Source organism: Neoaquamicrobium sediminum (assembly GCF_013240295.1).
Lineage (GTDB): Bacteria > Pseudomonadota > Alphaproteobacteria > Rhizobiales > Rhizobiaceae > Aerobium > Aerobium sediminum.
This window is the reverse complement of record NZ_JABETK010000002.1, coordinates 1,856,371-1,880,361: the sequence shown is the minus strand read 5'-3', so window position 1 is coordinate 1,880,361 and position 23,991 is coordinate 1,856,371. Positions and strand designations below refer to the sequence as shown.

Below are 23,991 nucleotides of genomic sequence, written 5' to 3'. Positions count from 1 at the left end.
CTTACGCTGCCTTGAGGACCGGCTGGCTGACAAGCTGATCCTCGTCCAGCGCGATGCGCGCCGGAATGCGTCCTTTTGTCAGCCGGTCGTGATAGAGCGACACGCCGTCGGCGGGTGTCAACTCATCATCGGCAACGCGGCGAAGAATTTCGATCAGGTCGAGCGGCGATTCCGCCTGATTGATCTTGCGTCCGAAGAGCGCAAGCCGCGCTCCATGTCGCTTCGACTGAGCGAGCAGTTCGAATGTGTCGCGGGTGGTGCCGCCGGCACCGCCGAGCACGCCGACGATCATCTCGTCATCATACGCCACCAGTTCTTCCATCGCGCGCGGCCCGTTATAGGCGACCTTGAGGAAAATGGGTGCTGCCTCGCGATCGACGCCCGCCAGGCATCGCACGATGCAGTCGTTGACGAACTGGCCGACTTCTTCTCCGGCAAGCGTGCCGACATTCGGGTTGAAGACTTCGAGGAAGTGCCTGAAGCCGAGCGCGTTGCACTCCGCGCGAAACGCATTGTAGGCGGTCAACGTGCGATGGTCGGCATCGACGTCGTTGGTGAAGGTCAGGCTGTAGAGGCCGAGATCCGCACCTGCCACACCCTTCGTCAACGGAGGACGGCCGCCATGCATGACGCGCGAGAGTTCGGCCGTTCTGAATGGCTGTGATGGGGAAGCGCGATAGGCGCCGTGGCGCGGAAGCCAGATTTCGCTTGTGTCGTTGACGCGAGCCGCCCGGGCCATGTTGCTGTTTGCGAAAAGGTCCTCCTCCACCGCCAGCTTATGCAGATTGTACGCGGAGAGCAGCATCAGGTCGACGATGTCCTGCTTCACGACCGCCCGGACGATGTCGAGGAATTCCCGGCGATTGCGCGGCCGTTCCTTGCCGTTCTCGTCGCGGACCATGCCCAGCGCGGCAATGCCGCGCGCCATGTCAGGGTCCTTGGCATCGCAGATCAGAAATTCCTTCGAACCAGACGGGTCGCGCCTGATCGCGGCCAGCTTCTCGTCGAGCCTGGTATTGCGTTCCATGGGAGTCGGAGTGAAACCTTCAGTCATCGTGCGACAATCCAATTCAGATCGAGTTCAGGGTCGAAGCGCTGGAGCGCCTGCGGTGTCGGGAGCCCGGCACGACCGCCGGGGACAGTGCATTTGAGGGCGGCAACGCTGTTGGCGAAGCGGATCGTCTCTTCGAGCGGCCGCCCGTGGGAGAGAGCCAATGCAAAGGCGCCGTGAAAGGCGTCGCCGGCGCCAACGGTATCGACAACCTCGACACGTGGCGGGCGAGCATTGCGCAGCGCATCGCCGTCGAGCCAGTAGAGGCCGTCCGCACCGTCGGTAACGCCCACGACCTTGTGGCCGGGACGGCGCGCGCGCCTCAAACCCTCTTCTATCGAATCCGTTTCCGTGAACTGGGCGAGGCCCGGTCGGGAGAATACGACATGGTCGCAGCCGGCGATGACGGGTTCGACCACCTCGCGCGGGTGACGCGTAATCTCGGCGTCCAGCACCGATGGAATGCCTTCCCGTTTCGCCTGCTGCAGACAGGCAAGCGCGCCTTGCGGCCACGACAGATCGCAAAGCAGCGCGCCGCCTAGCGTTTCCGGGCGCAACCAATCGGCTTCGGTCGGCGTATCGGGATCGACATAGGCGACGATCAGCCGCTCGCCGTGCCTGTCCACCAGAATTACGGCCCCGGGCGACCGGTTGTTATCGAATGCGCGCAGCCAGGTGGTGTCGATGCCTTCGCCGCCAAGCTCATCGGTAATCGCATTTCCGGTGGCGTCCGCGCCTATGCGCGCTGCAATCGCCGCGCGCCCGCCAAGCCGGGCGATCGCAACGGCTGCCGTCGCGGCCGGCCCGCCGCCGACTTCTCGGCGTTCCCGCGCATAGATCTTCACTGGTTCGCGGGGAATCTCGTCGACCGAGAAAATCGTATCCTGGATGGCAAGGCCGACGCAGAAGACCTCGCCGCGACGCCGGTCAGACAAGGCGCACACCTGTATCCGGATGGAAAAGGTGGATGGCTTCGCTGTCGATGCGGAAGCGCATGCCCTTGTCGCCGGTGTCCGCCGCGCCGGGGCGGATGCGGGCCATGACCTCGCGCCGCCCGAGAGTGACTACGGCAATCGAGTCGGCGCCATGTTCCTCGACAAGCACAACGTCGGATTCGAATTCATCCGACCCTTTCGCACCGTCTGCGATAGACAGGTGTTCCGCACGCATGCCGACATCCACATGTTCGACACCGGCACGCTCGATGCTCTCGTTGCGCGAGACCGGCAGTCGGATCGTCTGGTCCTTGCCGAAATCGAGAAGGAAGGCATCGCCATCCCGCCGCAGCGTGGCGGGCACGAGGCTCATCGGCGGCGAGCCGATGAAGGTGCCGACGAAGCTGTTGACGGGGCGCTGATAGATGTCGCCCGGCGTTCCGATCTGCTGCACCTCGCCCAGCTTCAGAACAACGATCCGGTCGGCCATGGTCATGGCCTCGATCTGGTCGTGCGTAACATAAATGCTCGTCGTGCCGAGCGCGTTCTGGAGCTTGCGTATCTCCATGCGCATGCCGACGCGCAGCTTTGCATCGAGGTTGGAAAGCGGTTCGTCGAACAGGAACACCTTGGGGTCGCGGATCAGGGCGCGTCCAAGCGCGACGCGCTGACGCTGCCCGCCGGACAACGCGCGCGGCTTGCGCTCGAGCAGGGCGTCGAGTTCCAGCATCTTCGCGACCTCGGAAACCTTCGCGTCGATCTGTTCGGGGAGAGCGCGCGCATCTTGAGCGCGAAGCCGAGGTTTTCCGCGACCGTCATGTGCGGGTAGAGCGCGTAGTCCTGGAACACCATGGCCATGTCGCGGTCGCGGGGCGCCACTTGGTTCAGGCTGTGTCCGTCAAGCTTGATTTCGCCGGAGGTGATTTCTTCCAGACCGGCGATCATGCGCAGCAGCGTACTCTTGCCGCAGCCGGAGGGTCCTACCAGCACGATGAATTCGCCATGATCGACGTCGAGGTCTACGGCCTTCACCGCCTCCACCCCGCCGAACTGCTTTTGCACCGCCCGCAGTGTCAACTCTGCCACTTTGTTCTCGCTCCCTGTTGACAAGTCGCTCCCATAAAGCAGAATAATTACACAGTGTAAACATGGCGGAGAGCCGATGTCCGGACGATTTGTCCCCCGTAGCAGAAAGCAGACGAGAGCGACCGTTCTCGAAAGCCTTTTGCGCACAAAAGGCGCGTTTCGTACTGATTTGGCTCGGGAAACAAGCCTCACCGAGGCGAGTGTTTCACGCATCGTAGCGGATTTGCGTAGTGAAAAGCTGGTCGAAGAGAGGAAGGAATCTGCCCCTCACGCCGGTGGGCCGACCGCCCTCGTTACATTGAGTAATAATATCAACGTGCTCGGTATCGAGCTGTCGAACAGTCGTTTGTCGCTGGGTGTCGGCAATCTTGGCGGTACGCTCGATTACGTCGAGCGAATGCCGGCGTCGCCGAACCTTGATCAGGACGAGTTCGAAAGGCTGTTCTCGGCAAGCGCCGTGGCGTTGCGCGAGTGGGTTGATGCCCGCGGCATCGACCTACGCCAGGCAGCAATGTCCATCCCGGGCTACGGGCGCGAGGCCGGCAACCCGATCTTTCCGTGGGACATGGCGCGCCTGGAAGGGTTCCTGGGCAAAGTGCTTCCGGGTCTGCCGCTCGCGCTGACGAACTCGGTCGTCGCTCAGGCCGCCTTCAACCGATATGCGATGCCATCCACCTATGCTGTCGAAGGCGATCACCTGTTCCTGTTCGTTGGCCATGGCGTGGCGGGTGTCATCGTCAACGAGGCCGAGCCCATCGATGCCTTTTCCCCGTTCGAGATGGGGCACATGGTGATCGAGCGCGACGGTCTCGTATGCCGCTGCGGCCATCGCGGCTGCGTTGAGGCCTACACCTCCCTGCGCGCGGTTTCGACGATCATCGGCGTGCCGGGCAACGAAATTCTCGCGCGGGGAGACCGGTTCCTCGATGCGCTCGAAGTCGACAACGTTGCGCGCGAGATGCTGCGCGAGCGCCAATTCCTGCTCGGTCTGGCGCTGGGAAATGCGCTCAACCTGCACCCGGTCCCCGCCGTCGTCATCAGCGGCTGGCCGTCGCTGACGCCCGAGTCGGACCGCAGCGCAATTTTTGACGGACTGAACCAGAGCCTGCTTGGTGGCTATGACGAAGGGCGGCTTTCGCTCTCCTTCATCGCGCCGTCGATCGGGAACGACCCAAAGGCCGCGCTCAGCTATGCGGCCTATTGTTTTGTAAGCGGCGGCGGGCTCGAGGCGGCTTCCGATGCGCGCGCGATGGAGGAGACTGCCTGACATGCTGACCAGAACCAAGCCGGCCGATACGGACGGGCGCCATATTGGTGTGCTCTTCGTGGCTTCGCCGCTCTTTTCGGAAGCCGCCGCGGCTGAGCTGATCACGCGCACCGGCCGGCTGATGGGCGAGGGCGGGCTGCAAGGGCGGTTCACGCTGGCAGGCAAGCTCGCCCGCGACCGCGAGAGCTGCCGTGAAGCGCTTTCGTCGCTCGATTTCGACGCCCTCGACGGGCTGGTCGTCCAGCTTTCTACGTTCTGCACGGCCGAACTCCTGCATGATGTGCTCGACGCTGTCGGCGACCGGCCGATTCCGATTGCGATCTGGGCGCTCGAGGAGGCCGAGGAGATCGTCACCAATTCGCTTTGCGGTGCGCAGCTCTGGGCATCGACACTGAGCCGCTTCGGTCACGGTTTCACCTTGCTGCTCGGCAACCCGGAAGATCCGGCCCTTGCCGGAGAACTCACCGCATTCGCCGCGGCATCGCGTGCGCACAGCCGCCTGCGCGGCGCACGGATCGCGTTGATCGGCTCGCATGCCGACTGGTTCACGAACCTCGCGGTAGACCCCTGGATGCTGCGCCAGCGTCTCGGCATCACCATCCAGCAGACGACGCTGGTGCGTTTCCTGGAAGGCTGCAAGGCGGATGACAATGCCGTGCGGCTTGGCGCGAGCCGCTGGGCGGAGGCCTCCTTCGACGGAGGCGATGAGGAGGCAGGCCGCCTCGCGCTGGGGCGCACCTATGCGCAGCTTGCCGCCGGTCTGGACCGGATCGAAGCCGATGCCGTCGCAATCCGAGACTGGCCGGAAATTCTCTACGCCGAGAACTTCAAGGGCACCTGGGGCGCGCTGGGCGAGCTTTCCGACCGCGCAGTGCCGATCGCGCCGGAGGGCGATGTGATGGGTGCCGCGACCGCCCTCGTGGCGCGCGCGTTCGATCCGGCGTCGCTGCCGTTCCTTACCGACATTTCCGGGCTCGACCGGGCAAGAAACCGGCTCGTCCTTTGGCACTATGGCGTCAGCCCGCGCCTTGCCGACGGCCCGCGCTCGCTCGATCCTGTGCTGAAGCAGGAAACCTTCCCGCTCAAGGCCGGCCCGATGACGCTGATACGGCTTTCGCTGCGCGACGATGGCACGCTGCGCATTTTTGTCTGCGAAGGCGAGATCGAGGCAGAGAAATCGCGTGCCAATCGCGCGGCGGGCTATTTCCGCCCCGCCGATGCAGGCGCGGAGGAACTTGTTCGCCGCTTCATCGATGAAGGCTACGAGCATCACGTGACCGCCGTCTATGGGCGCTGGGCCGACGCCGTGCTTCATCTCGGACGGCAGCTTGGCGTGCAGGTCGATCATGTCTGACGCGCCGATGGTCATAGGTCTCGACAAGGTCGCCGCAGACGCCGCATGGCGGCCGGTGTCCATTGGCTGGAGGGCCGATGGCGGCTCCTGGACGCATCTGCCGGCTGACCGTGCCGACGGCGTGCGAATGACGGTGAGCGCCGAAGCCGATAGCCGGCGCTTGCTCATCACGCTCGAAAAGGACGATGCGGCGGCGCTCGACATCGCGTTTGGCGTGCCGCGCAAGTTTCAGGCCTTCGGCGGCGGCGAGCGGTTCGAGACGCTGGACCTGCGCGGCCAGTCGGTGCGCTACTACCTGGAGAATTTCGGCCTCGGAAACGGCACCTATCTTCCGTCGCCCTGGATCGCGACGACGCTCGGCTACGGGCTTTACCTGCCTGAAGAAGCGCCGGCCGTGTTCCACATCGCGGCACCTTTCGATCCGAACATGCTGCGCATCCAGGTCGAAGGCGGCCGCCTCGACCTCGAAATCCATCTCGGGGACCTCGGCGACCTCTACGCTGCGCTGATCGAGAGGATCGGTCCGCCGCTGATGCCGGAAGCGAGCTTCTTCGATCTCTGGAAGGCTGGCGACTGGCGGATCGAAAACGCGAAGACCGTGCAGGCCGACATCGATGGCCACGCCGCGCTCGGCCTGCCGATGGGCGTCAAGCTGATCGACGCCTATTGGGCGAGCGAAGTGCATTCCTTTGCCTTCGACACACAGAAATACCCCGATGCCGACGCCATGGTCCGGCGGATGGCGGAAGACGGGACCGAAATCTATCTTTGGCTTTGCCCCTGGGTCGTGGTCGGCACCAAATCCTTCGAGTTCGCGCGGGCAAAGGGCTACACGATCGTCGACGCGCAGGCCGAACTGATCACGCGCAGGCCGGGCGCCAACCCCAACATCGTGGCGGCGCTGATCGACTACTCGAACCCGGAAGCTGCCGCATGGTGGTCGGACAGCCTGCGCGGCCTGCTGCGGCAGGGCATCAAGGGTTTCAAGGCCGACTTCGGCGAACAGTTGCCCGAACATGCCGTGCTCCATTCCGGGGAGACAGGCGGCAAGGCGCACAACGCCTTCGTGCGCTATTATCTCGAGGCGACGATCGCCGCCTTTGACGGCAAGGTGCCCGCCATCATCAGTCGATCCGGTTCGCCGCGCGTGCGGGCGCCGATCTGGACGGGTGACCAGACGTCGGATTTCTGCCCCAAGACCGGTCTGCCGTCTTCCGTGCGTGCGGTTCAGAGCGCTGCATTCGGCGGCTGGTCCTTTGTGGGCAGCGACCTCGGCGGCTATTTCGGCACACCGACGCCGCAGGTCTTTGCGCGCTGGACGCAGTTCTCCTGCTTCACGCCGCTTATGATGCTGCACGGCCTTGGCTGCCGCGAGCCCTGGGACATGGATGAGCAATCCGCCGCCGTCTATCAGACCTACGGCAAGCTGCATCTGGCGCTCAGGCCGATCTTCGAGCGCTACGGACAGGAAGCTGCGCAGGGCGGGGCGCCGATGATGCGGATGATGCCGCTCGCCTTCCCCGAGATCGACTGGTCGGCCGTCAACGACTGGGATCAGCAATACATGCTCGGAGACGACATTCTGGTCGCGCCCGTCGCGTTCTACGGCAACACGCGCGCGATCTATCTGCCGCAGGGCGAATGGTTCGACGTGCTGACGGGCGAGTACGTGTCCGGCCTGGCGTGGCGCATCCACGACGTTCCGCTCGACAGAATGCCGATCTTCATACGCAAGGGCGCGCGGCTAACGCTGGCCAGCGACATAGCTGCTCGCCGCGCGGTTCAGCTTGTCTTCGGCGATGCGGGAGATTCGGTTCAGCCTGAACCGGAGGGTGGCTGGTCGATCGATGCCATCGGCGTCGCCGGCAGTTCGACCGGAAGCCCGGCGGCGCTACCGATGGGCGAGGACCTGGAGGCGTGGTTTGGAACCGGGTTTGCCTGGACACGCTCAACAGACGAGGCAGGCAGCTCAACTTGATAACAGCAGCAGCGCCGAAGGGCGCACAGTGGAGGAGAATACCTATGCGACATTTTCTGAAATACAGCACAGCCGCGGCAGCACTCGCGGCCACGCTCGGCGCGACGCCGGCCTTTGCCGACAACGTCGTGCTGTGGGTGAACGCACCGCTCGCCTCGGCGCCGGATGCGCCGATCTACGCCGAATTGAAGGCCTTTGAGGCCGAGACCGGCCACACGGTCGAAATCCAGGCAGTTCCGCACATGGAGATGGAGCGCAACCTCTTCGTCGCCATGTCCGGCGGTGCTGGACCGGACGTCATGGCGCTCGACATCGCCTGGGTTGCGGGTCTGGCCGATGCCGGACTGCTTGCCGATGTGACCGACAAAAGCGACCCGATCGCCGATCAATATCAGCCCGGACCTCTGTCGGCCGGCCGGTTCAAACAGCGCCAGTATGCGATGCCGCTCTACACCAACAACGTCGCGCTCTACGTCAACAACAAGATGCTGGCGGAAGCGGGCATCGACGCGGCGCCGAAGACCTGGGACGAATTCCAGGCAGCCGCCATCGCCATGACCGACAAGGACGCAGGCACGTTCGGCCTTACGTTTGGCGGAAGCCGCGTCGGAGCGTTCCAGCTCTACCCGTTCATCTGGCAGAGCGGCGCCGAGATCATTGCCGACGATGGCACGGTCGGCGTCGATTCTCCGGAAGCCATCGAGGCGGTACAGTTCATTTCCGGTCTCTACACCGAACATCAAGCCATGCCCGCATCGGTATTGACCGCCAATTCGTGGGACGAGGTCAACGCGCCCTTCATCCAGGAACGCGCTGGCATGCTGATCAGCGGCGACTGGGCGATCGGTGCGCTCAACAACGGCAATCCCGATCTCGATTATTCGATCGTGCCGCTGCCTGCCGGCAAGGAGGCCGCGACGGTAATCGGTGGCTACAACCTCGCGATCAACGCCAACTCCGGTGTGTCCGATGCAAGCTGGGAGCTGGTGGAGTGGCTGACCGGTCCGCGCAGCGTCGAACTCATGGCGCAGTACAATCGTCTCTCCGCTCAGGCGGCGGCTGCAACCGACGAGGCTATCGCCAAGCTGCCTGAAGAGCTGCAGCCGTTCATGATGCAGGCAAGTGCCGGCCACGCCCGTCCAGTGGTTGCGCAATGGAGCCAGATCCATTCCGACGTGTTCGGCACGGTCTGGGATTCGGCACTGCGCGGCGAGCCCATCGACGAGGTGATGACGCAGGCTGCAACGCAGATCAGACAGATACTGGGTCAGTAACGCCATGAATGCGCGCGCTCCAAGAAACCAGCAGCTGCGGCGAACCTGGTCGTCCGTCTTCGAGACGGGCACGGGCGCGCGCATCTATCCCTATCTCATGGTGCTTCCCGCCATCATCATCGTGGTCGGCGTGGTGGTCTATCCCCTTGTGTCCGGCGTTATGTCGGCCTTTTACGACGTCACCTTGCGCACGCTCAACAGCGGCGACATGGCCTTCGTTGGCCTGCGCAACTTCGAGCGCGTCTTTGCCGATCCGAGCTTCGGCATTGCGTCGTTCAACACCCTTGTCTGGGTGGTGCTGAACGTCGTCGTGCAGCTTTCTCTCGGCCTTGGCCTGGCGTTGCTGCTTCATCGGGCAATCCCCGGGATCGGCTTCTTCCGGTCGGGCATCCTGGTTCCGTGGGTGGTTCCCAGCGTTGTCGCCGTGCTGACATGGCGCTGGATGTACGACCCCAGCGTCGGCATCGTTAACGAGCTTCTTGTTCGCTGGGGCATCATCGAGGACTACCATCCTTGGCTCGGCGATACGGCGACCTCGCTCTACGCGGTCACCGTGGAGAGCATCTGGAAGGGAACGCCGTTCGTCATGCTGTTGCTCCTGGCCGCGCTGCAGCTCGTCCCGCGCTCGATCCTGGAGGCAGCGTCCATGGACGGCGCGTCCGGCTGGCGCAAATTGTGGCATGTGATCCTGCCGCAAATCCGGGTCTCGTTCGCGATCGCGGCGGTGCTGACCTTCATCCTGACGGTCAACAACTTCAACGCCATCTGGCTGATGACCGAAGGTGGGCCGCTGAACTCGTCCGAAATCCTGTTCACGCTCGCCTACAAATACGGCTTCCAGCGCTACGATCTCGGCATGGCCTCGGCCGTGGCCACAATGCTGTTCGTCGGTCTGGTGATCGCCACAACGCTCTATCTCAAGCTTATCCAGGCAAAGGAGGGCGAGTGATCATGAGCAGCGCCGCCATCACCGCCACTCCTGCCGGCACCGCTGTGTCGGTACCGCCGCTGCGCCGGAGCTGGACGCCGAAATGGCTCCGTGTCGGCTTCCTCTATGCCGGCCTGTGGGTCGCCTTCGTCTGGTGCGTCTTCCCGTTCTACTGGATGATCGCGACGTCGCTGCGCGCCAAGGACGAGCTTTTCGCACGGCCGCCCAGCCTCGTGCCGCATTCGTTCACGTTCCAGAGCTATATCGATCTGCTGGTCGGTGCCGAATTCTGGCGGTTCGCCCTCAACAGCCTTATCCTGACGGCCAGCGTTACAATCATCAGCGTCGCGATCTCGGTGACGGCCGGCTACGCGATGGCGCGGCACCGCTTCAAGGGATCGGTGGCCCTGCCGCTGTTCATGCTCTACGGGCAGATGTTCCCACCGGTGCTTCTGCTCATTCCGTTCTACATCCAGCTTCGCTGGCTGGGCTGGCTCGACAGCCTCTACGGCCTGATCCCCGTCTATCTCAGCTACATGCTGCCGCTCTGCGTGTGGCTGATGCGCGGGTTCTTCTCGCAGGTCCCGCACTCGCTGGAGGATGCGGCCAGGCTCGACGGCTGCACGCGCTGGCAGGCGTTCTGGCGCGTTATCCTGCCGATGGCCCGTCCGGGCATCGTGGCGGTGGCGACCTGGGTGATGATCCACACCTGGAACGAGTTCCTGTATGCCAGCACTTTCATCCTCTCGGACAAGAACCGCACGCTGCCGCTCGGCCTCTCGGGTCTGATCGGTCAGTACACCACAGACTGGGGTATGCTGATGGCCGGCGGCGTCATCACCTCGGCGCCGATCCTGCTAGTATTCTTCTTCCTGCAGAAGCATCTGGTTTCCGGTGTCGGTGGCGGCGCGGTGAAGGGCTAAAGCACATGACCAAGATCAAGCGTATCCAGGCCTTCGCATTGTCCTGCCCGACTCCGGGCGGAGCGGTTTTCGCCGTCGGGCGGTCCGCCAAGCGCGACATGGTGCTGGTGCGGATCGAGACCGAGTGCGGCATTGTCGGCTACGGCGAGGCCCACCACGCGCAGACGCCGAGTACGATTGCCGCATTCATCAACGATGCGCTCGGCCCATCGCTCATCGGCATGGACGCGCACGAGACCGAAGCGATCTGGGACAAGTCCTACAGGCATTACATAGCGACCCACGGGCCGGGAGCTGCTGCGGTGATCGGGCTGAGCGGGGTCGACCTTGCACTGTGGGACATCAAGGGCAAGGACCTCGGCCAGCCGGTCTATCGGCTGCTCGGCGGCAAGAGGCGGCCGATCCGCGCCTATGCCGGCGGCATCAGCCTTGGCTTCCAGCCGGTGGACGATCTCAAGCGAGAGATAGAGGGGTTCATCGCGCGCGGCTACGACTTCATGAAGCTGCGCGTCGGCGATACGCTTGAGAAGGACCTCGAGCGCGTGAGCGCAGTCAGGGCGGCATTCGGTCCCGAGATCACGCTTGCGGCGGACGCCGGCACCCGCTACCGCACCGCCGACGTCGCCCGCATCGCCGAGGTCTGCGAGGCAGGTCGCCTTGCCTGGCTGGAGGAGCCGTTCACGCCGGACAACCTGCCGGGCTACCGGCGTCTGCGCGACCTGACGGCGACGCCGCTGGCGGCCGGCGAGAACCATTTCACACGGCATGAACTGAGAACACTCATCAGCGAGGAGGTCATTCAGTTCGTGCAGGCGGATTGCTGCAAGACGGGCGGTATCACCGAGATCCTGAAAATTGCTGCCCTGGCAGGCGCATGGCACCTTCAGTTCGCGCCGCACACGAGCGCATCGGTGCTGAGCACGGCTGCGTCCACCCATGTGCTTTCGGTGGCGCCGAATGCCTTTATCTACGAGGCGGATGTCTCCGCCATCAACGCATTCCGCGATGAGCTCGGCACCCCGTTCGAAATCGTCGACGGGACCATTCTCGCGCCGGATGCGCCGGGACTCGGGGTCGAGATAGACGAGAAGGTGATCGAGAAATATCCGTTCATTCCAGGCGCATCTTACCAGTAGGCGGCGTCAGGGCTTGCGCGCTGCGACCACCTCGACTTCGACCACAAATTCGGGTCGCGAGAAGCCGGACACGATCACTAGCGTGGATGCGGGATAGGGCTCGGCAAAGAGCCGGTTACGAACCTCCATATAGGGAGCCATATGCTCGCGCGCCGTCACATAGGCATTGATGCGCACGACATCGGAAAGACCCATGCCGGCGGCGCGCAGGATCGCCTCGGCATTGGCAAAGCACTGCTCCGCCTGCGCGGCACAACCTTCCGGAACGCTGCCATCGGGCGCGTTGCCAAGCTGGCCGGAACAGAACAGCACGTCGCTTCCGGCCGACACCAGCATGCCGTGACTGTAGTTGGAGAAGGGGGCCGCTATGTCACCTGCGTTGACGGATTTGGGCAATGTCGAATCTCCCTGCCGGGTTGGTTGATGCTGCGCCAAGCCATAGGACAGAAGTGGTTGTTGCGGAACCGTTTCGCCGGTGGCTGACACGGTGGCAGGAGCTTGACAGTGCAGCCGCCTTCGATGACATTGCGGTACCCCATGGCACAGGGCTTTTACGGAACGAGCCGCAATTCGACCGGTCGCATGGCGATCAGCGGAAAAGCGAGATGTTCGGAAAAAGCCTCATGAATATCCCCCACTATAGAATCGATCGGCGACGCTTCTCGCGCTTCGGCCGCACCTTGCCATCATCCAATGGGAGCATGCCGTCATGACGCGCCATCTCGCCCGATGGGCCGATCTTTCACGCGCGCAGTTCGCATCCATCGATCGAAGCCGCACGATCGCGGTGCTGCCGGTTGGCGCCATCGAGCAGCATGGCCCGCATCTGCCGGTGTCGGTCGACCGCGATCTGGCGGAAGCAGTGCTGGAGCGCTCGCTCGCGCATCTGCCGGCAGAGCTGCCGGTGCTGGCCATGCCGGGCTTTGCCTATGGCAAGAGCAACGAGCATGGCGCGATACCCGGCACGATAAGCCTCTCCGCCGAAACGATGCTGCGGCTTCTGGCGGACATTGCCGCGAGCCTCGCGCGGACCGGCTTTCGCCGGCTGGTGCTGCTCAACGCCCATGGCGGCAACGCGCCGGTGCTCGACATCGCCGCGCGCGACCTGAAGGTGGAGCACGGCCTGCATGTCGCGACCTGCAACTGGTACAATTTCAACGAGGCCGACCGGCATGGCGATGCCCGTGAGCGTTCCTTTGGCATCCACGCCGGCCTGGTCGAGACCAGCGCGATGCTGGCACTGAAGCCGGACCTCGTCGCCATGGATGCCGCCGCCGATTTCGGCAATGCGGCCGAAGGCTGGCAGGAGGAGTTCCGCCATATCGGACTTACACCCGGCCGCGCCCGACCGGCATGGACAATCGAGGATCTCAGCGTACCTGGCGCCTGTGGCGATGCCTCAGCGGCGACTGCCGAACTGGGCGAGGAGCTGCTTGCGACCGCCGCACGCAACTTCGCTGCATTCCTGTCCGAATTCGACCGGTTCTGCGATCAGCAGGACCGGCAAAACCGCTCCCGCTGAAGAAGAACGCCGGAGGAAATACATGTCCATTTCAGGCAAGAACGACATCGACTGGAGCGCCTTTGCATCGGCGCTGGGCGATGTGGAAACGTTCGACACGCCGTCCATCGTGAAGAAGCGTTCGCGCGACTTCTTCTGGTACAGCCCGATCCTCAACCGGGAACTCGCCTCCTGCTTCGGCGATCTGGTCGCCGCGCCGAAGTCGGTCGAGGAGCTCAAACGCTGCATCGCCGTGGCTGTCGAGTGGAATGTGCCGATGGTCGTTCGTGGCGGCGGCACCGGCAATTACGGGCAGGCCGTGCCCATGGAGGGTGGCCTTATCATCGACATGACCGGCGTCGGCCAGGTCCTCGAGATCGGACCGGCCACCGTGCATGTCGAGGCCGGCGCGAAGATCGGCGCGATCAACGAAGCGCTCGCCGATCACGGGCGCGCACTGCCCCTGTTCCCGTCGACCGAGGCAATCGCGACCATTGGCGGCTTCATCGCCGGCGGTTCGGGTGGTATCGGCTCGATCCGGCATGGCATGCTGCGCGATGGCGGCAATGTGGAAAGTATCGGCGTCCTGTCGATCGAGAAGGAGCCGCAGCGTCATGTGTTCTCTGGCAAGGACATCTCCGCGATCCACCACGCGTGGGGGCTGAACGGCATCATCACCGATCTGGTCCTGCGCACTGTGCCGTCGCCGCGCTGGATCAACGTGATCGCGTCGTTCGACACCTACAAGCAGGCTTTCGAGGCCGGCATTGCGCTGGGTTCGGCGCGGGAACTGAACCTGAAGCTCCTGACCACTGTCGACGGACGTATCGCCTCGTCGATCAGGCAACTCGGTGACATCTCCAGCCGTGGGCGCGACCTCCTTCTGGTGATGGTCGCCGACGAGCATCTCGCGGACGCCCTGCGCCTGATCGAAGAGCATGGCGGGACGACAGAACTTGAGCTGGACGATGCGGCGATGAAGGCCTCCGGCCTGCCGGCCCTGTCCGAATTCTCCTACAACCATACGACACTGCAGGTGCTGAAGCAGGATCGCTCGGTGACCAATCTACAGGTCACCGTCCGCGCGCCGCTCGACAGTGCGAAGATCGATCCGCTCCGGCGCATTTTCGGCGACGAGGTTCTCATGCACCACGAGTTCGCGCTTCTCAACGGCGAGCTCGTCGCCTTCGACCTGCCAGTGGTGCGCTACACGAGCGACGAGCGACTGTTCGAGCTCGCGCGCGTTTACGACGAGCATGGCTGCCCGACATCCAATCCGCACGTGCCCTATGTCGAGGGCGGGTCGATGAAACCAGACTTCCGCCATCTGGCATGGAAGAAGCGGCTCGACCCGCACGGCCTGCTCAATTCGCCGAAGTCGCGCTTCTGGGATGAGGTTAAGCATCTGACGCCCGACGAGATCGAGGCGCTGCCGCCTCACCAGCCGGTGCGGAAGGCTTCGTGATGACGGGCGTCGTCATCGTCGGGGCCGGGCATGGCGGATCGCAGCTTGCCGTTTCGTTGCGCCAAGAGGGCTATGAGGGGTCGGTCATGCTGATCGGCGACGAGCCTGAGTATCCCTATCACCGCCCACCGCTCTCAAAGGCGTTTCTCAAGGGAACCGAAGACAATCTCCAGCCGCTTCGCGGCGAAGCGATCTACGTCAACAATGCGATCGACTACCGCCCCGGCAAGCGGGTGGAGCGGATCGACGCCACGGCTCGCTTCTGCATCGTGGATGGGGAGGCGATTGCGTTCGACAAGCTCGTCCTGGCAACGGGGGCAGTCCCGCGCCGCCCGGCGGTGAAGGGATGTGATCTCGATGGCGTCTTTGAGCTGCGCACGGCGACAGATGCTCGTCGGATCAAATCGGCCATGGCGACGGCGCGCAATGTCGTCATCGTCGGCGGTGGTTTCATCGGTCTCGAGATCGCGGCCACGATGGCAGCTGCCGGCAAAGGCGTGACCGTCCTCGAAATCGGCGAGAGATTGCTTGCGCGGGCAGTCTCGCCGGTGATCTCGAAACACGTTCTCGCGCGGCTGGCGGGGGCAGGGGTGGATGTCCGGTTTGGTACTGCGGCTGCCGAGTTTCTGGGATCGAGAGCCGTCAGCGCCGTGCGGACGCAGTCCGGCGATGAAATTTCGGCCGACATGGTGGTAGTCGGCATCGGGGCTGATCCAGATGTCGCATTGGCCGTTGAGGCCGGCATTGCCGTCGACGGGGGCATTGTCGTCGATGCGCAGATGCGCACCTCGGCGGAAGGCATCTTCGCCATCGGCGATTGCGTGCGTTTCCCGCACTGGCAGCTCGACCGTCTCGTCCGGCTCGAATCCGTGCAGAACGCCACCGACCAGGCAAGGCATTTGGCCGGCGTGATCGTGGGCAAGCATCAGGAGCCTTACACGGCGGTGCCGTGGTTCTGGTCCGACATCGCAGACATGAAGCTGCAGATGGTTGGACTCTCCATGGACGCGGACGAGCACGTGGTTGCGGGTGATCCGGGCGAGGGCGCTTTCGCCGTCTACCATTTCGGACAGGGAAGACTGATTGCCATCGACAGCGTCAACCGGCCCGCCGACCACATGCTGGGCCGCAAGATGATTGCTGCCGGCTATACTCCGGCCACGCAGGAGATTTCAGACGGCACCGTGGGTGCTTCGTTCAAACGGTGGTTAGCGGCGGCTTCGGCGGCACCCAAGGGGCAGCGGGTCGCCTGATGACGGCGCGGCTGGATGCGGTGCTGGGCAATGCGCGGGTGCCGGCGTCGCTTGTCGCCGACGCGCAGCGTTTCGGAGGGCGGCGCGACCGCGACTGTCTCGCCGGTAATCTGGTCGTCCGCGATGGGTCGGTCGCCGGCATGTCGCAGGATGGCCCGGTCGATACCGATCTTGGGGGCGTCTCGTGACAACGCCTTTCGTCGAGCCGCATTGCCATCTCGACAAGTGCTTCACGATCGAACGCCTCGATTTCGCCGGTGGAAGCCTGCTCGACGCCATCACGGCGCAATCGGCGGACAAGATGAACTGGACATATGACGATCTGCGCGGACGCGCGGAGCGCGGTATCCGAGAGATGGTTGCCGCGGGCACGCGCATGGTGCGCACCCATGTCGACTGGGAGGTCGATATCCGTGACCCTGACCGCCTGCCTTTAGCGTGGCGTGTGATCGGGGATCTTGCTGAGGACTGGCGCGACCAAATCACTATCCAGCGTGCCGCGTTGCTGCCCATCGCATCAATGGCAGATGCCGGCTATTCGCAGGCCGTTGGCCGGGCCATCGCTCAATCCGGAGGTGCCTTGGGCGCGTTCGTCTTCGATCAGCCTGAAAGAGCTGCCGGTATCCACAACATGTTCAGCGTTGCGGCCAGGCATGGCCTCGCGCTCGACTTTCATGTCGACGAAGGCCTTTCGCCGGAGCTCGACGGGCTCGAACTCATCGCCCGCGAAGCAGTCAGGACCGCTCATGCCGGGCCGGTGCTGTGCGGCCACGCCTGCAATCTTACCGTCATCGAGCAGGATGTGCGGAAGCAGCGGATCGAGCTGACGGCGCGCGCTGGCCTTTCTGTGGTCGCGCTGCCGTCGAGCAATCTCTATCTGCAGGATCGGGACAGAACGATTCCGCGCGAGCGTGGGCTGACGGCCGTCTCCGAGCTTCTAGCTGCTGGCGTCAACGTGGCGTTCGGTACCGACAACGTCCAGGATGCGTTCTGCCCGGTGGGCATCCACGATCCAAAACGCACGCTCGCCATGGGGGTCTTGGCCGCCCACCTCAAGCCGTCTTTGGGCGACAGGCTTCCGCTCGTGATGCAAAACGCGGCGAAGGCCCTCGGTCAGTCCCTGTCGCCCGTCGACCGCAGTCCGGCCGATGCGCTGCTGATCTGGGAAACCGGTGAAGTGGCTGAACTCGTCAGCGGCGGAACATACGCCGGGTGCCGATCCCTTCACGACGCTATGTCCTCGCACTAGCGCCACGACTGCGCCGCCTGCCGGATGCAAAGCTGGCGCGAGCAATCATCAAGGTCGGATATTTCAGGAATCCTTAGGCGTCGACACGCCGGCTATGGTATGCGGCGCGCTCACAGAGGTTTCCCAAGATGACCGCAGCCCACGACGCCCATTCCTCCCCGCCATCCATCCATCCATCCCTTGCTTCAGCGCTCGAGGCGAAGGGCTACAAAAATCTCACGCCGGTCCAGTTGGAGATGGCGAGCCAGCGCTATATTGAAGCCGATCTGCTGGTTTCGGCTCAAACCGGTTCGGGCAAGACGGTCGCCTTCGGCATCGCCATTGCCTCAAGTCTGCTGGGGAGCGCTGACCATTTCGGTCCCGCGGAGAGGCCGTTGGGTCTCGTTATCGCGCCGACTCGCGAGCTGGCGCTTCAGGTGCAGCGGGAACTCGACTGGCTCTATGGGGCGGCGCACATTCACACTGCGACCTGCGTCGGTGGCATGGACATGCGCAAGGAACGCCGGGCTCTTGAGCGCGGCGCGCATCTAGTCGTCGGCACGCCCGGGCGCCTGCGCGACCACATCGCAAAAGGCGCGCTGGACCTTGGAGGGCTGCACGTCGTGGTGCTCGACGAGGCCGATGAAATGCTCGATCTCGGTTTCCGCGAAGACCTCGAATACATCCTCGGCGCGGCGCCGGTGGAACGCCGGACGCTGATGTTCTCGGCAACTGTGCCGCGTGGCATCGCGGACCTGGCGAAAACCTTTCAGAAGGATGCGCAACGCGTGGCGGTGACCGCCTCGACTGAACAACACGCCGACATCGAATATCAATTGATGCTCGTACGGCGTGACGATCGCGAACACGCCGTCATCAACACGTTGCTCAACTCTGACAGCACGAGCGCGCTGGTGTTCTGCCACACACGCGAGGCCGTGCGCCACCTGACCGCACGCCTTTCCAACCGTGGCTTCTCCGTGGTTTCGCTTTCGGGGAGAAATGGCCCAGTCGGAGCGATCCAACGCGCTACAGGCGATGCGAGACGGCAGGGCACATGTTTGCGTGGCAACCGACGTCGCGGCCCGAGGGATCGACCTGCCGAACCTGGACCTCGTCATCCATGCGGATGTGCCGAGCAACCCCGCAACGCTTCTCCACCGCTCCGGCCGGACGGGACGTGCAGGCCGCAAGGGCGTGTGTGTCCTCATCGTGCCGCAACACAGGCGCGGCGCGGCGCAGCGCGTCCTTGCGCTGGCCAAATTGACGGCTGTCGAGCGCACCGCGCCCGGCATCGCCGAAATCGAGGCGCGGTATCGCAAAGACATAACGGACGCCGCGCTTGCCACTGCCGAGCCGGACGAAGCAGAAGCCGCGTTCGTGGCGGACCTGCTTGCGAAGGTCGCTCCGGAGCGCATAGCCGCGGCCTTCCTGCGCCTGCAGCTCGCATCGCGCCCTGTGCCGGAAGACCTCACCCCTCTGCCTGCGGCCGAGCTTCACGCGAAAAAGTCTAAGTATGACAAAAAGAACGGGCAAGAGCGCGGCCCAGCCGCCGCGCGAGAGCCCCGGGGGCCAGACATGGAGGGTGGCGTCTGGTTCACGCTATCGCTTGGTCGCAAGCAGCGCGCCGACCCGAAGTGGCTGCTGCCGATGATCTGCAAGGCAGGCGGTGTGACCAAACGCGACGTCGGCGCGATCAGGATCGAGGATGCACAAACCCGGTTCGAGATCGCCGCCGACAAGGCAGCCGCGTTTGCGGAGCAGATCAATCGGCCTGGTAGCACCGAACGCGGTATCATCATCGCGCCGGCTGGTCAGGTGCGCGAGAGAGCTTGGCAGGCCAAACCGAAAGCCCGCAAGGACGCAAAGACGCGGAAGAAGCCTGCGCACCGTGGCAAGGCGGCCGCTGCCGATTCCGGCAATGCCCGGAAAAACAAGGGCAAACCGAAGCGCCCCGGCTGAACGGGCCTATGGGCGCGCCTCGTTCATGAAGACATGAGCGTGACCAACCTTAAGCACAACCTGGTTTTCCTTACAGATGAAGACATAGCATGCTGGCGTGGAAGCAAGTGGATCGAGCCCCGGTCCCCGGCGGGAGCGAACTCCGGCTCATGCAACGGGGCGACGAGTTTTCCATCATGTCGGGCACGACCGAGTTGATGAACAGCCGCCGGGGCCGCTCTGAAGAGCAGCTGGCGATCCTGGCGGCAAAGCGGATCGGTAAGCGTGACGGGACCCGGATCCTGATCGGCGGTCTCGGCATGGGCTTTACGCTACGGGCAGCACTTGCGCATTTTTCCGAGCAGTGTGAGATTATCGTCGCCGAACTGGTGCCGAGCGTGATCGCCTGGGCGAAGGGCCCGCTCGCCGACGTTCATGGCGCAAGTCTGACGTATCCGCGGGTCATCCTTCACGAAGGCGACGTTGCGCCGGTGATCCGCCACAATGGGCCGTTCGACGCCATATTGCTCGATGTCGACAATGGCCCGGATGGGCTGTCCCGCTCGGAGAACGACCAGCTCTATGACGCAACGGGACTGGCTGCCGCGCAGGCGGCGCTCAATCCCGGCGGTGTTTTGGCCATTTGGTCTGCCGCCCCAGATCAACGGTTTGCAAAACGTCTGCGGCAAGCCGGTCTGGAGGTCGAGGAGGTGCGCGTGCGCGCTGGTGGTGCGAGGCACCTCGTGTGGCTCGCCACGAAGCGCTTGCGGTGAATCCAAGCCAATCATCCCCCTGGGTTTACGAGGGGTGGATGTTTCTTTCTTGGCCTCCCCAGGCTTTGCCGACTTCTCGAGCTATTCCCTCGACCCGGACCCCCAACCATCGAAATCGACTGCCACAGGGGTCAGCGCCGCCAGCGTTTTCCGTGAAGACACTGCAGATCCCGTCTCGTCCCCCGGCAAGCCCTGGTGCCACGGAACGACTGATCTCTTGGAGCATTCATCTCCCATTGAAACGCGCGCCAGCAGGAGAGCGTCGTGGCCAATGAGGTGAAGAACTGGTTCCGACCGCTCGCCCGTGCGGGGTATGCAGCTAGAGGACTGATCTACGCGGTAATTGGTTTCTTCGCCGCGTTGGCTGCTGTCGGGAGCGGCAGAACCATGGGCTCACGCGACGCGCTGTCGGTGCTTTTTTCCGGCGTCGGCGGGAGTGTCATTGCCTATCTGTTGATCGCCGGTTTGATCTTCTATTCCCTCTGGCGCTTCATTCAGGCGGGATTCGACACCGACAACCACGGCACAGGAGCCAAGGGCCTTCCAATCCGTGGCGGACTGCTGGTCAGCGGTATCACCTACGGCGTCCTTGCCTCCTACAGTCTGTCGCTTGCGGGTGTTGGAGGCCTCGGGAGCGGAGGAGGTGAGGGCGGCTGGGCCGACACCCTTGCCGGCTTCGTGGGCGCACGCTGGGTTGCTGCCGCCCTGGCCATAACGCTAGCGGGCGTGGGTGTGGCTCATCTCATCAAGGCGGTCGGCAAGCGCTACGCCCGATACATAAACGCCGATGACAAAACGATGCGTGTCATTCACCCGATCGCCAAGACAGGTTTGATCGCGCGGGGGATCATCTTCCTGGTGCTGGCCTTCCTCCTCGCAACGCGCTCGGTGCGCGGTGGGGAACAGGCGAGTTCGAAAGCTGCGCTTGAGTTCGTGCAGGGGCTTCCGCTGGGCTGGCTGTTGCTCTCCCTGATGGGTGTCGGCCTCATTGCCTTCGCGGCATACTCGTTTGCCGAAGCGATCTACCGACGCGTCGACCTTGACGATGTCCGTATCTGACACCGTCAGCTCGCGGTCCGTATGCGGCGGTACGATGCGTGCAGTATGATTACTGAGCAAATCGACGCCGCGCAGGGGCCGGCGTGATGTTTGTCCAGTTCGGTATCTAGATCGGGAACGATCAGGCAAGTTTTCGGATCATCGTCATCGATCCTGACTGCTGTGCCGCCCATGTCGAACAAGGCGAAACGGCCGACCTTCACATCGCGTGGGTTAAGATCGCCAAGCCTGACGAGCCTATCCCAATCGGGTCAAGCGGGTGTGGGGCTTGATGGTAGCGGAGGAGGGATTCGAACCCCCGACACAAGGATTATGATTCCTCTGCTCTAACCTACTGAGCTACTCCGCCCCGCTGCGCTCGCTTTGAAATCTGTCGCCGGTCGGTTTCCGGGGCGGCAGGGCGATTGCCAAGGTCGGGCGGATATAAGGGGGCGGTGGCGGCGCTGTCAAGCATTGTGCGCGTGCGAAAAGTTGCGGTGCGCATTGCCGCTTTTCATGCGTGGCGGGGTTGAGTTCGGCTGGCCGCGCGACTATGTCTCGGCGTCGACATTTTCCAGCTACAGGGTTCATGAAACCGCGTATCGCCGTCCTCGGATGCGGCTATTGGGGCTCCAACCACATCCGCACCCTCAAATCGCTTGGGGCGTTGCATGCCGTTTCGGATGCGAACGCTGCACGGGCGGAGGGATTCGCGAGTGAGCAGGACTGCATCGCGGTCGACCCGGACGAGCTTTACGGCCGCGACGACGTCGATGCGATCGTGATGGCGCTGCCGCCGCAGCACCATGCCGCCGCCGCGATCCGAGCCGTGGAAGCCGGCAAGGACGTGCTGGTCGAGAAGCCGATCGCGCTCACGGTGCCGGACGCCGAACGCGCCGTTGCCGCCGCCAAGGCCAATGAACGCGTCTTCATGGTTGGCCATGTGCTGCGCTTTCACCCCGCCTTCGAGCAGCTCAAGCAACTCATCGATGCCGGCGAGCTCGGCACGGTCAAATACATCCACTCCCACCGGCTTGGTCTCGGCAAGTTCCACACCGAGAACGACGCCCTGTGGGACCTGGCGCCGCACGACCTGTCGATGATCCTCGCCATCACCGGCGCACCGCCGACGGAAATCCGCGGCGAGGGCGCCGCGCTGCTCGATCATCTGAGCGATTTCGCGCACCTTCACATGCGCTTTCCCGGTGGCTTGCGCAGCCATCTCTTCACGTCCAGGCTCAATCCCTATCGTGAGCGCCGGCTGACCGTGGTGGGCACCAAGGCGATGGCCGTCTTCGACGACGTCGAACCCTGGGACCGCAAGCTCGCCGTCTATCGCCACGCCGTCTGGCAGGACAGCGGCCATTGGGCGTTCACGACCAACGAGCCGTCCTACGTGCCGGTCACGTCGGGCATGCCGCTGACACGCGAACTGGAGCATTTCATCGACTGCATCCAGACCCGCGCCAACCCGCGCACCGACGGCGAAGAAGCGATCGGCGTGCTGCGCATCCTGACGGCGGGAACCGTCACCCACGATTGATTCAAGAATTTTTCGGCCAGACGAAGATGCCGCTGCCTGTTCGGCTCAGGCGCTCTGGCGTGCCGGCTGGGCAGCGAGACGCGACAGCATCGCCTCGGCTTCCGCGCCGCGCTCCGAACGCTCGATGAAGCCGCCGCCGAATACGCGGGCGTCGTCGCCATCGTCCGAATAGAGCACGCAGGCCTGACCGGGCGCGATGCCGGATTCACCATCGACAAGCTCGACCCAGCTCGCGCCGTCGCGATGGTGCAGCACGGCCGGCCGTGGCGGACGGGTCGAACGCACCTTGGCAAACAGCTCCAGGCCGCCTGTGGGCAGGGCGGAGAGGGCCTCGTCTCCCAGCCAGTTCAGGTCGCGCAGATATATCTTGTGCGTTTCCAGCGCTTCGCGCGGGCCGACGATCACGCGCGCGCGATCCGCGTCGAGATGGACGACATAAAGAGGCTCGCCGGAGGCGACGCCGATGCCGCGCCGCTGGCCGATCGTATAGCGCAGGATGCCCTCGTGGCTGCCGAGCACGCGGCCATCGATGTGGACGATGTCGCCGGGCGTTGCCGCGGTCGGCTTCAGCTTCGCGATAATGTCGGAATACTTGCCCTGCGGCACGAAGCAGATGTCCTGGCTGTCCTGCTTGTTGGCGACGACCAGCCCCATGGCCTCAGCCTCAGCGCGCACCTGCGGCTTGGACAAATGGCCGAGAGGAAACCGCAGAAAATCGATCTGCGCCTGCGTGGTGGCGAACAGGAAATAGCTCTGGTCGCGGTCGGCATCCACAGGGCGATAAAGTGCGCGATGGGCACCATTGGCCCTGCTGCGGATATAGTGGCCGGTGGCGAGCGCGTCGGCGCCGAGCTCGCGCGCGGTTTCCAGCAGGTCGGCGAACTTAACCGTCTGGTTGCACGAGACGCACGGGATCGGCGTTTCGCCCGCCACATAGCTTTCGGCGAATGGATCGATCACCGCTTCCTTGAAGCGCTTCTCGTAATCGAGGACGTAATGCGGGATGCCCAGCGTCTCGGAGACCCGGCGTGCGTCGTCTATATCCTGGCCCGCACAGCAGGAACCGGCGCGGTGCGTTGCGGCGCCATGATCGTAAAGCTGCAGCGTGACGCCAACGACGTCGTAGCCTTCACGCTTGAGAAGGCCGGCGACGACTGAGGAATCGACACCGCCCGACATCGCGACGACGATGCGCGTCTCTTCCGGGCGGCCGGGGAGATCGAGGCTGTTCATGGCGCGTTCGTTCCGCTTCGGTCTGGTTTCGGCGGCTTCATGCCCCCGCGCGCAATATAGGTCAAGGCTCGTGCCGCCGCCACG

Annotated in this window: 20 protein-coding genes, 1 tRNA gene and 2 pseudogenes; 16 read left to right on the top strand and 7 right to left on the bottom strand. The window is 63.9% G+C overall.

Features of this window, described 5'->3' with window-relative positions; translation table 11 throughout:
• Nucleotide 1 precedes the first annotated feature (1 nt).
• From HK436_RS21065 to HK436_RS33120, 4 genes and pseudogenes are all read right to left on the bottom strand, one after another.
• Entirely contained in the window at nt 2-1,054 is a 1,053-nt protein-coding gene (locus tag HK436_RS21065) for a beta/alpha barrel domain-containing protein (RefSeq protein ID WP_244649089.1), read from the bottom strand.
• Nucleotides 1,051-1,986, bottom strand: coding sequence for a PfkB family carbohydrate kinase (locus HK436_RS21060; protein WP_173192881.1), 936 nt, complete (start codon nt 1,984-1,986; stop codon nt 1,051-1,053). The genes HK436_RS21065 and HK436_RS21060 overlap by 4 nt, the downstream gene beginning before the upstream one ends.
• Complete coding sequence (locus HK436_RS33125; protein ID WP_312860690.1) at nt 1,979-2,359, bottom strand: P-loop NTPase family protein; 381 nt, start codon at nt 2,357-2,359, stop codon at nt 1,979-1,981. Before HK436_RS33125 ends, HK436_RS21060 begins: the two co-directional genes overlap by 8 nt.
• 291 nt (nt 2,360-2,650) lie before the next feature.
• Nucleotides 2,651-3,285: pseudogene (locus HK436_RS33120) on the bottom strand (ABC transporter ATP-binding protein); the annotation flags it as partial.
• A gap of 103 nt (nt 3,286-3,388) precedes the next feature.
• Between HK436_RS33120 and HK436_RS33115 the strand changes: the two are divergent.
• Genes HK436_RS33115 through HK436_RS21020 form a run of 7 tightly spaced genes read left to right on the top strand, consistent with a single transcriptional unit; the run spans nt 3,389 to nt 11,932 of the window.
• On the top strand, nt 3,389-4,339 hold the full coding sequence (locus HK436_RS33115; RefSeq protein WP_312860652.1) for an ROK family protein: 951 nt from the start codon (nt 3,389-3,391) through the stop codon (nt 4,337-4,339).
• 1 nt (nt 4,340) lies between these two features.
• Nucleotides 4,341-5,693 carry a hypothetical protein gene (locus HK436_RS21045; RefSeq protein ID WP_173192877.1) on the top strand — a complete coding sequence of 451 codons (1,353 nt, stop codon included), beginning with the start codon at nt 4,341-4,343 and terminating at the stop codon, nt 5,691-5,693.
• Nucleotides 5,686-7,671 (top strand): TIM-barrel domain-containing protein, encoded by a 1,986-nt coding sequence (locus tag HK436_RS21040; RefSeq protein WP_173192875.1) that lies wholly within the window; start codon nt 5,686-5,688, stop codon nt 7,669-7,671. Before HK436_RS21045 ends, HK436_RS21040 begins: the two co-directional genes overlap by 8 nt.
• A 44-nt stretch (nt 7,672-7,715) precedes the next feature.
• Nucleotides 7,716-8,945: an ABC transporter substrate-binding protein gene (locus HK436_RS21035; protein WP_173192873.1), complete on the top strand. Its 1,230-nt coding sequence runs from the start codon at nt 7,716-7,718 to the stop codon at nt 8,943-8,945.
• A gap of 4 nt (nt 8,946-8,949) precedes the next feature.
• Nucleotides 8,950-9,894 (top strand): carbohydrate ABC transporter permease, encoded by a 945-nt coding sequence (locus tag HK436_RS21030; RefSeq protein WP_173192871.1) that lies wholly within the window; start codon nt 8,950-8,952, stop codon nt 9,892-9,894.
• A 2-nt stretch (nt 9,895-9,896) separates the two neighbouring features.
• On the top strand, nt 9,897-10,796 hold the full coding sequence (locus HK436_RS21025; protein ID WP_173192869.1) for a carbohydrate ABC transporter permease: 900 nt from the start codon (nt 9,897-9,899) through the stop codon (nt 10,794-10,796).
• Nucleotides 10,797-10,801: 5 nt separating this feature from the next.
• Entirely contained in the window at nt 10,802-11,932 is a 1,131-nt protein-coding gene (locus HK436_RS21020) for a mandelate racemase/muconate lactonizing enzyme family protein (RefSeq protein WP_173192867.1), read from the top strand.
• A 6-nt stretch (nt 11,933-11,938) separates the two neighbouring features.
• Here the strand turns inward: HK436_RS21020 and HK436_RS21015 are convergent, their stop codons facing one another.
• Entirely contained in the window at nt 11,939-12,328 is a 390-nt protein-coding gene (locus HK436_RS21015; protein ID WP_280515737.1) for a RidA family protein, read from the bottom strand.
• A gap of 313 nt (nt 12,329-12,641) precedes the next feature.
• On the opposite strand from HK436_RS21015, the gene HK436_RS21010 reads away from it, so the two are divergent.
• The 8 genes and pseudogenes from HK436_RS21010 (at nt 12,642) to HK436_RS33100 (ending at nt 21,152) form a co-directional block, all read left to right on the top strand.
• Nucleotides 12,642-13,454, top strand: a complete 813-nt coding sequence (locus tag HK436_RS21010; RefSeq protein ID WP_173192865.1) for a creatininase family protein — start codon at nt 12,642-12,644, stop codon at nt 13,452-13,454.
• 22 nt (nt 13,455-13,476) lie between these two features.
• Nucleotides 13,477-14,898 carry an FAD-binding oxidoreductase gene (locus tag HK436_RS21005; protein WP_173192863.1) on the top strand — a complete coding sequence of 474 codons (1,422 nt, stop codon included), beginning with the start codon at nt 13,477-13,479 and terminating at the stop codon, nt 14,896-14,898.
• Nucleotides 14,898-16,151, top strand: coding sequence for an NAD(P)/FAD-dependent oxidoreductase (locus HK436_RS21000; RefSeq protein ID WP_173192861.1), 1,254 nt, complete (start codon nt 14,898-14,900; stop codon nt 16,149-16,151). The genes HK436_RS21005 and HK436_RS21000 overlap by 1 nt, the downstream gene beginning before the upstream one ends.
• Nucleotides 16,151-16,339 carry a hypothetical protein gene (locus tag HK436_RS20995; RefSeq protein ID WP_173192859.1) on the top strand — a complete coding sequence of 63 codons (189 nt, stop codon included), beginning with the start codon at nt 16,151-16,153 and terminating at the stop codon, nt 16,337-16,339. Before HK436_RS21000 ends, HK436_RS20995 begins: the two co-directional genes overlap by 1 nt.
• Nucleotides 16,336-17,400, top strand: coding sequence for an amidohydrolase family protein (locus HK436_RS20990; RefSeq protein WP_173192857.1), 1,065 nt, complete (start codon nt 16,336-16,338; stop codon nt 17,398-17,400). Before HK436_RS20995 ends, HK436_RS20990 begins: the two co-directional genes overlap by 4 nt.
• A 128-nt stretch (nt 17,401-17,528) precedes the next feature.
• Nucleotides 17,529-19,341: pseudogene (locus tag HK436_RS33640) on the top strand (DEAD/DEAH box helicase).
• A gap of 89 nt (nt 19,342-19,430) precedes the next feature.
• Nucleotides 19,431-20,093, top strand: a complete 663-nt coding sequence (locus tag HK436_RS20980; RefSeq protein ID WP_173192855.1) for a polyamine aminopropyltransferase — start codon at nt 19,431-19,433, stop codon at nt 20,091-20,093.
• Between the two features lie 264 nt (nt 20,094-20,357).
• Nucleotides 20,358-21,152: a DUF1206 domain-containing protein gene (locus tag HK436_RS33100; protein ID WP_173192853.1), complete on the top strand. Its 795-nt coding sequence runs from the start codon at nt 20,358-20,360 to the stop codon at nt 21,150-21,152.
• A gap of 272 nt (nt 21,153-21,424) precedes the next feature.
• On the opposite strand, the gene HK436_RS20970 is transcribed toward HK436_RS33100, so the two are convergent.
• Nucleotides 21,425-21,501 (bottom strand) — tRNA-Met (locus tag HK436_RS20970).
• A 219-nt stretch (nt 21,502-21,720) separates the two neighbouring features.
• Here HK436_RS20970 and HK436_RS20965 point away from each other — a divergent pair.
• Nucleotides 21,721-22,674 carry a Gfo/Idh/MocA family protein gene (locus HK436_RS20965; protein WP_173192851.1) on the top strand — a complete coding sequence of 318 codons (954 nt, stop codon included), beginning with the start codon at nt 21,721-21,723 and terminating at the stop codon, nt 22,672-22,674.
• Between the two features lie 45 nt (nt 22,675-22,719).
• Here HK436_RS20965 and mnmA read toward each other — a convergent pair whose 3' ends face one another.
• On the bottom strand, nt 22,720-23,907 hold the full coding sequence (gene mnmA / locus HK436_RS20960) for a tRNA 2-thiouridine(34) synthase MnmA (RefSeq protein WP_173192849.1): 1,188 nt from the start codon (nt 23,905-23,907) through the stop codon (nt 22,720-22,722).
• Nucleotides 23,908-23,991 lie beyond the last annotated feature (84 nt).

Coding starts and splice junctions, on each gene's coding strand:
- HK436_RS21035 (WP_173192873.1), top strand. CDS start 7,716: ATGCGACATTTTCTGAAATACAGCACAGCCGCGGCAGCACTCGCGGCC.
- HK436_RS21020 (WP_173192867.1), top strand. CDS start 10,802: ATGACCAAGATCAAGCGTATCCAGGCCTTCGCATTGTCCTGCCCGACT.
- HK436_RS20965 (WP_173192851.1), top strand. CDS start 21,721: ATGAAACCGCGTATCGCCGTCCTCGGATGCGGCTATTGGGGCTCCAAC.
- HK436_RS21030 (WP_173192871.1), top strand. CDS start 8,950: ATGAATGCGCGCGCTCCAAGAAACCAGCAGCTGCGGCGAACCTGGTCG.
- HK436_RS21025 (WP_173192869.1), top strand. CDS start 9,897: ATGAGCAGCGCCGCCATCACCGCCACTCCTGCCGGCACCGCTGTGTCG.
- HK436_RS20995 (WP_173192859.1), top strand. CDS start 16,151: ATGACGGCGCGGCTGGATGCGGTGCTGGGCAATGCGCGGGTGCCGGCG.
- HK436_RS21005 (WP_173192863.1), top strand. CDS start 13,477: ATGTCCATTTCAGGCAAGAACGACATCGACTGGAGCGCCTTTGCATCG.
- mnmA (WP_173192849.1), bottom strand. CDS start 23,907: ATGAACAGCCTCGATCTCCCCGGCCGCCCGGAAGAGACGCGCATCGTC.
- HK436_RS21010 (WP_173192865.1), top strand. CDS start 12,642: ATGACGCGCCATCTCGCCCGATGGGCCGATCTTTCACGCGCGCAGTTC.
- HK436_RS21000 (WP_173192861.1), top strand. CDS start 14,898: ATGACGGGCGTCGTCATCGTCGGGGCCGGGCATGGCGGATCGCAGCTT.
- HK436_RS20980 (WP_173192855.1), top strand. CDS start 19,431: ATGCTGGCGTGGAAGCAAGTGGATCGAGCCCCGGTCCCCGGCGGGAGC.
- HK436_RS21040 (WP_173192875.1), top strand. CDS start 5,686: ATGTCTGACGCGCCGATGGTCATAGGTCTCGACAAGGTCGCCGCAGAC.
- HK436_RS21045 (WP_173192877.1), top strand. CDS start 4,341: ATGCTGACCAGAACCAAGCCGGCCGATACGGACGGGCGCCATATTGGT.
- HK436_RS21065 (WP_244649089.1), bottom strand. CDS start 1,054: ATGACTGAAGGTTTCACTCCGACTCCCATGGAACGCAATACCAGGCTC.
- HK436_RS33125 (WP_312860690.1), bottom strand. CDS start 2,359: ATGAGCCTCGTGCCCGCCACGCTGCGGCGGGATGGCGATGCCTTCCTT.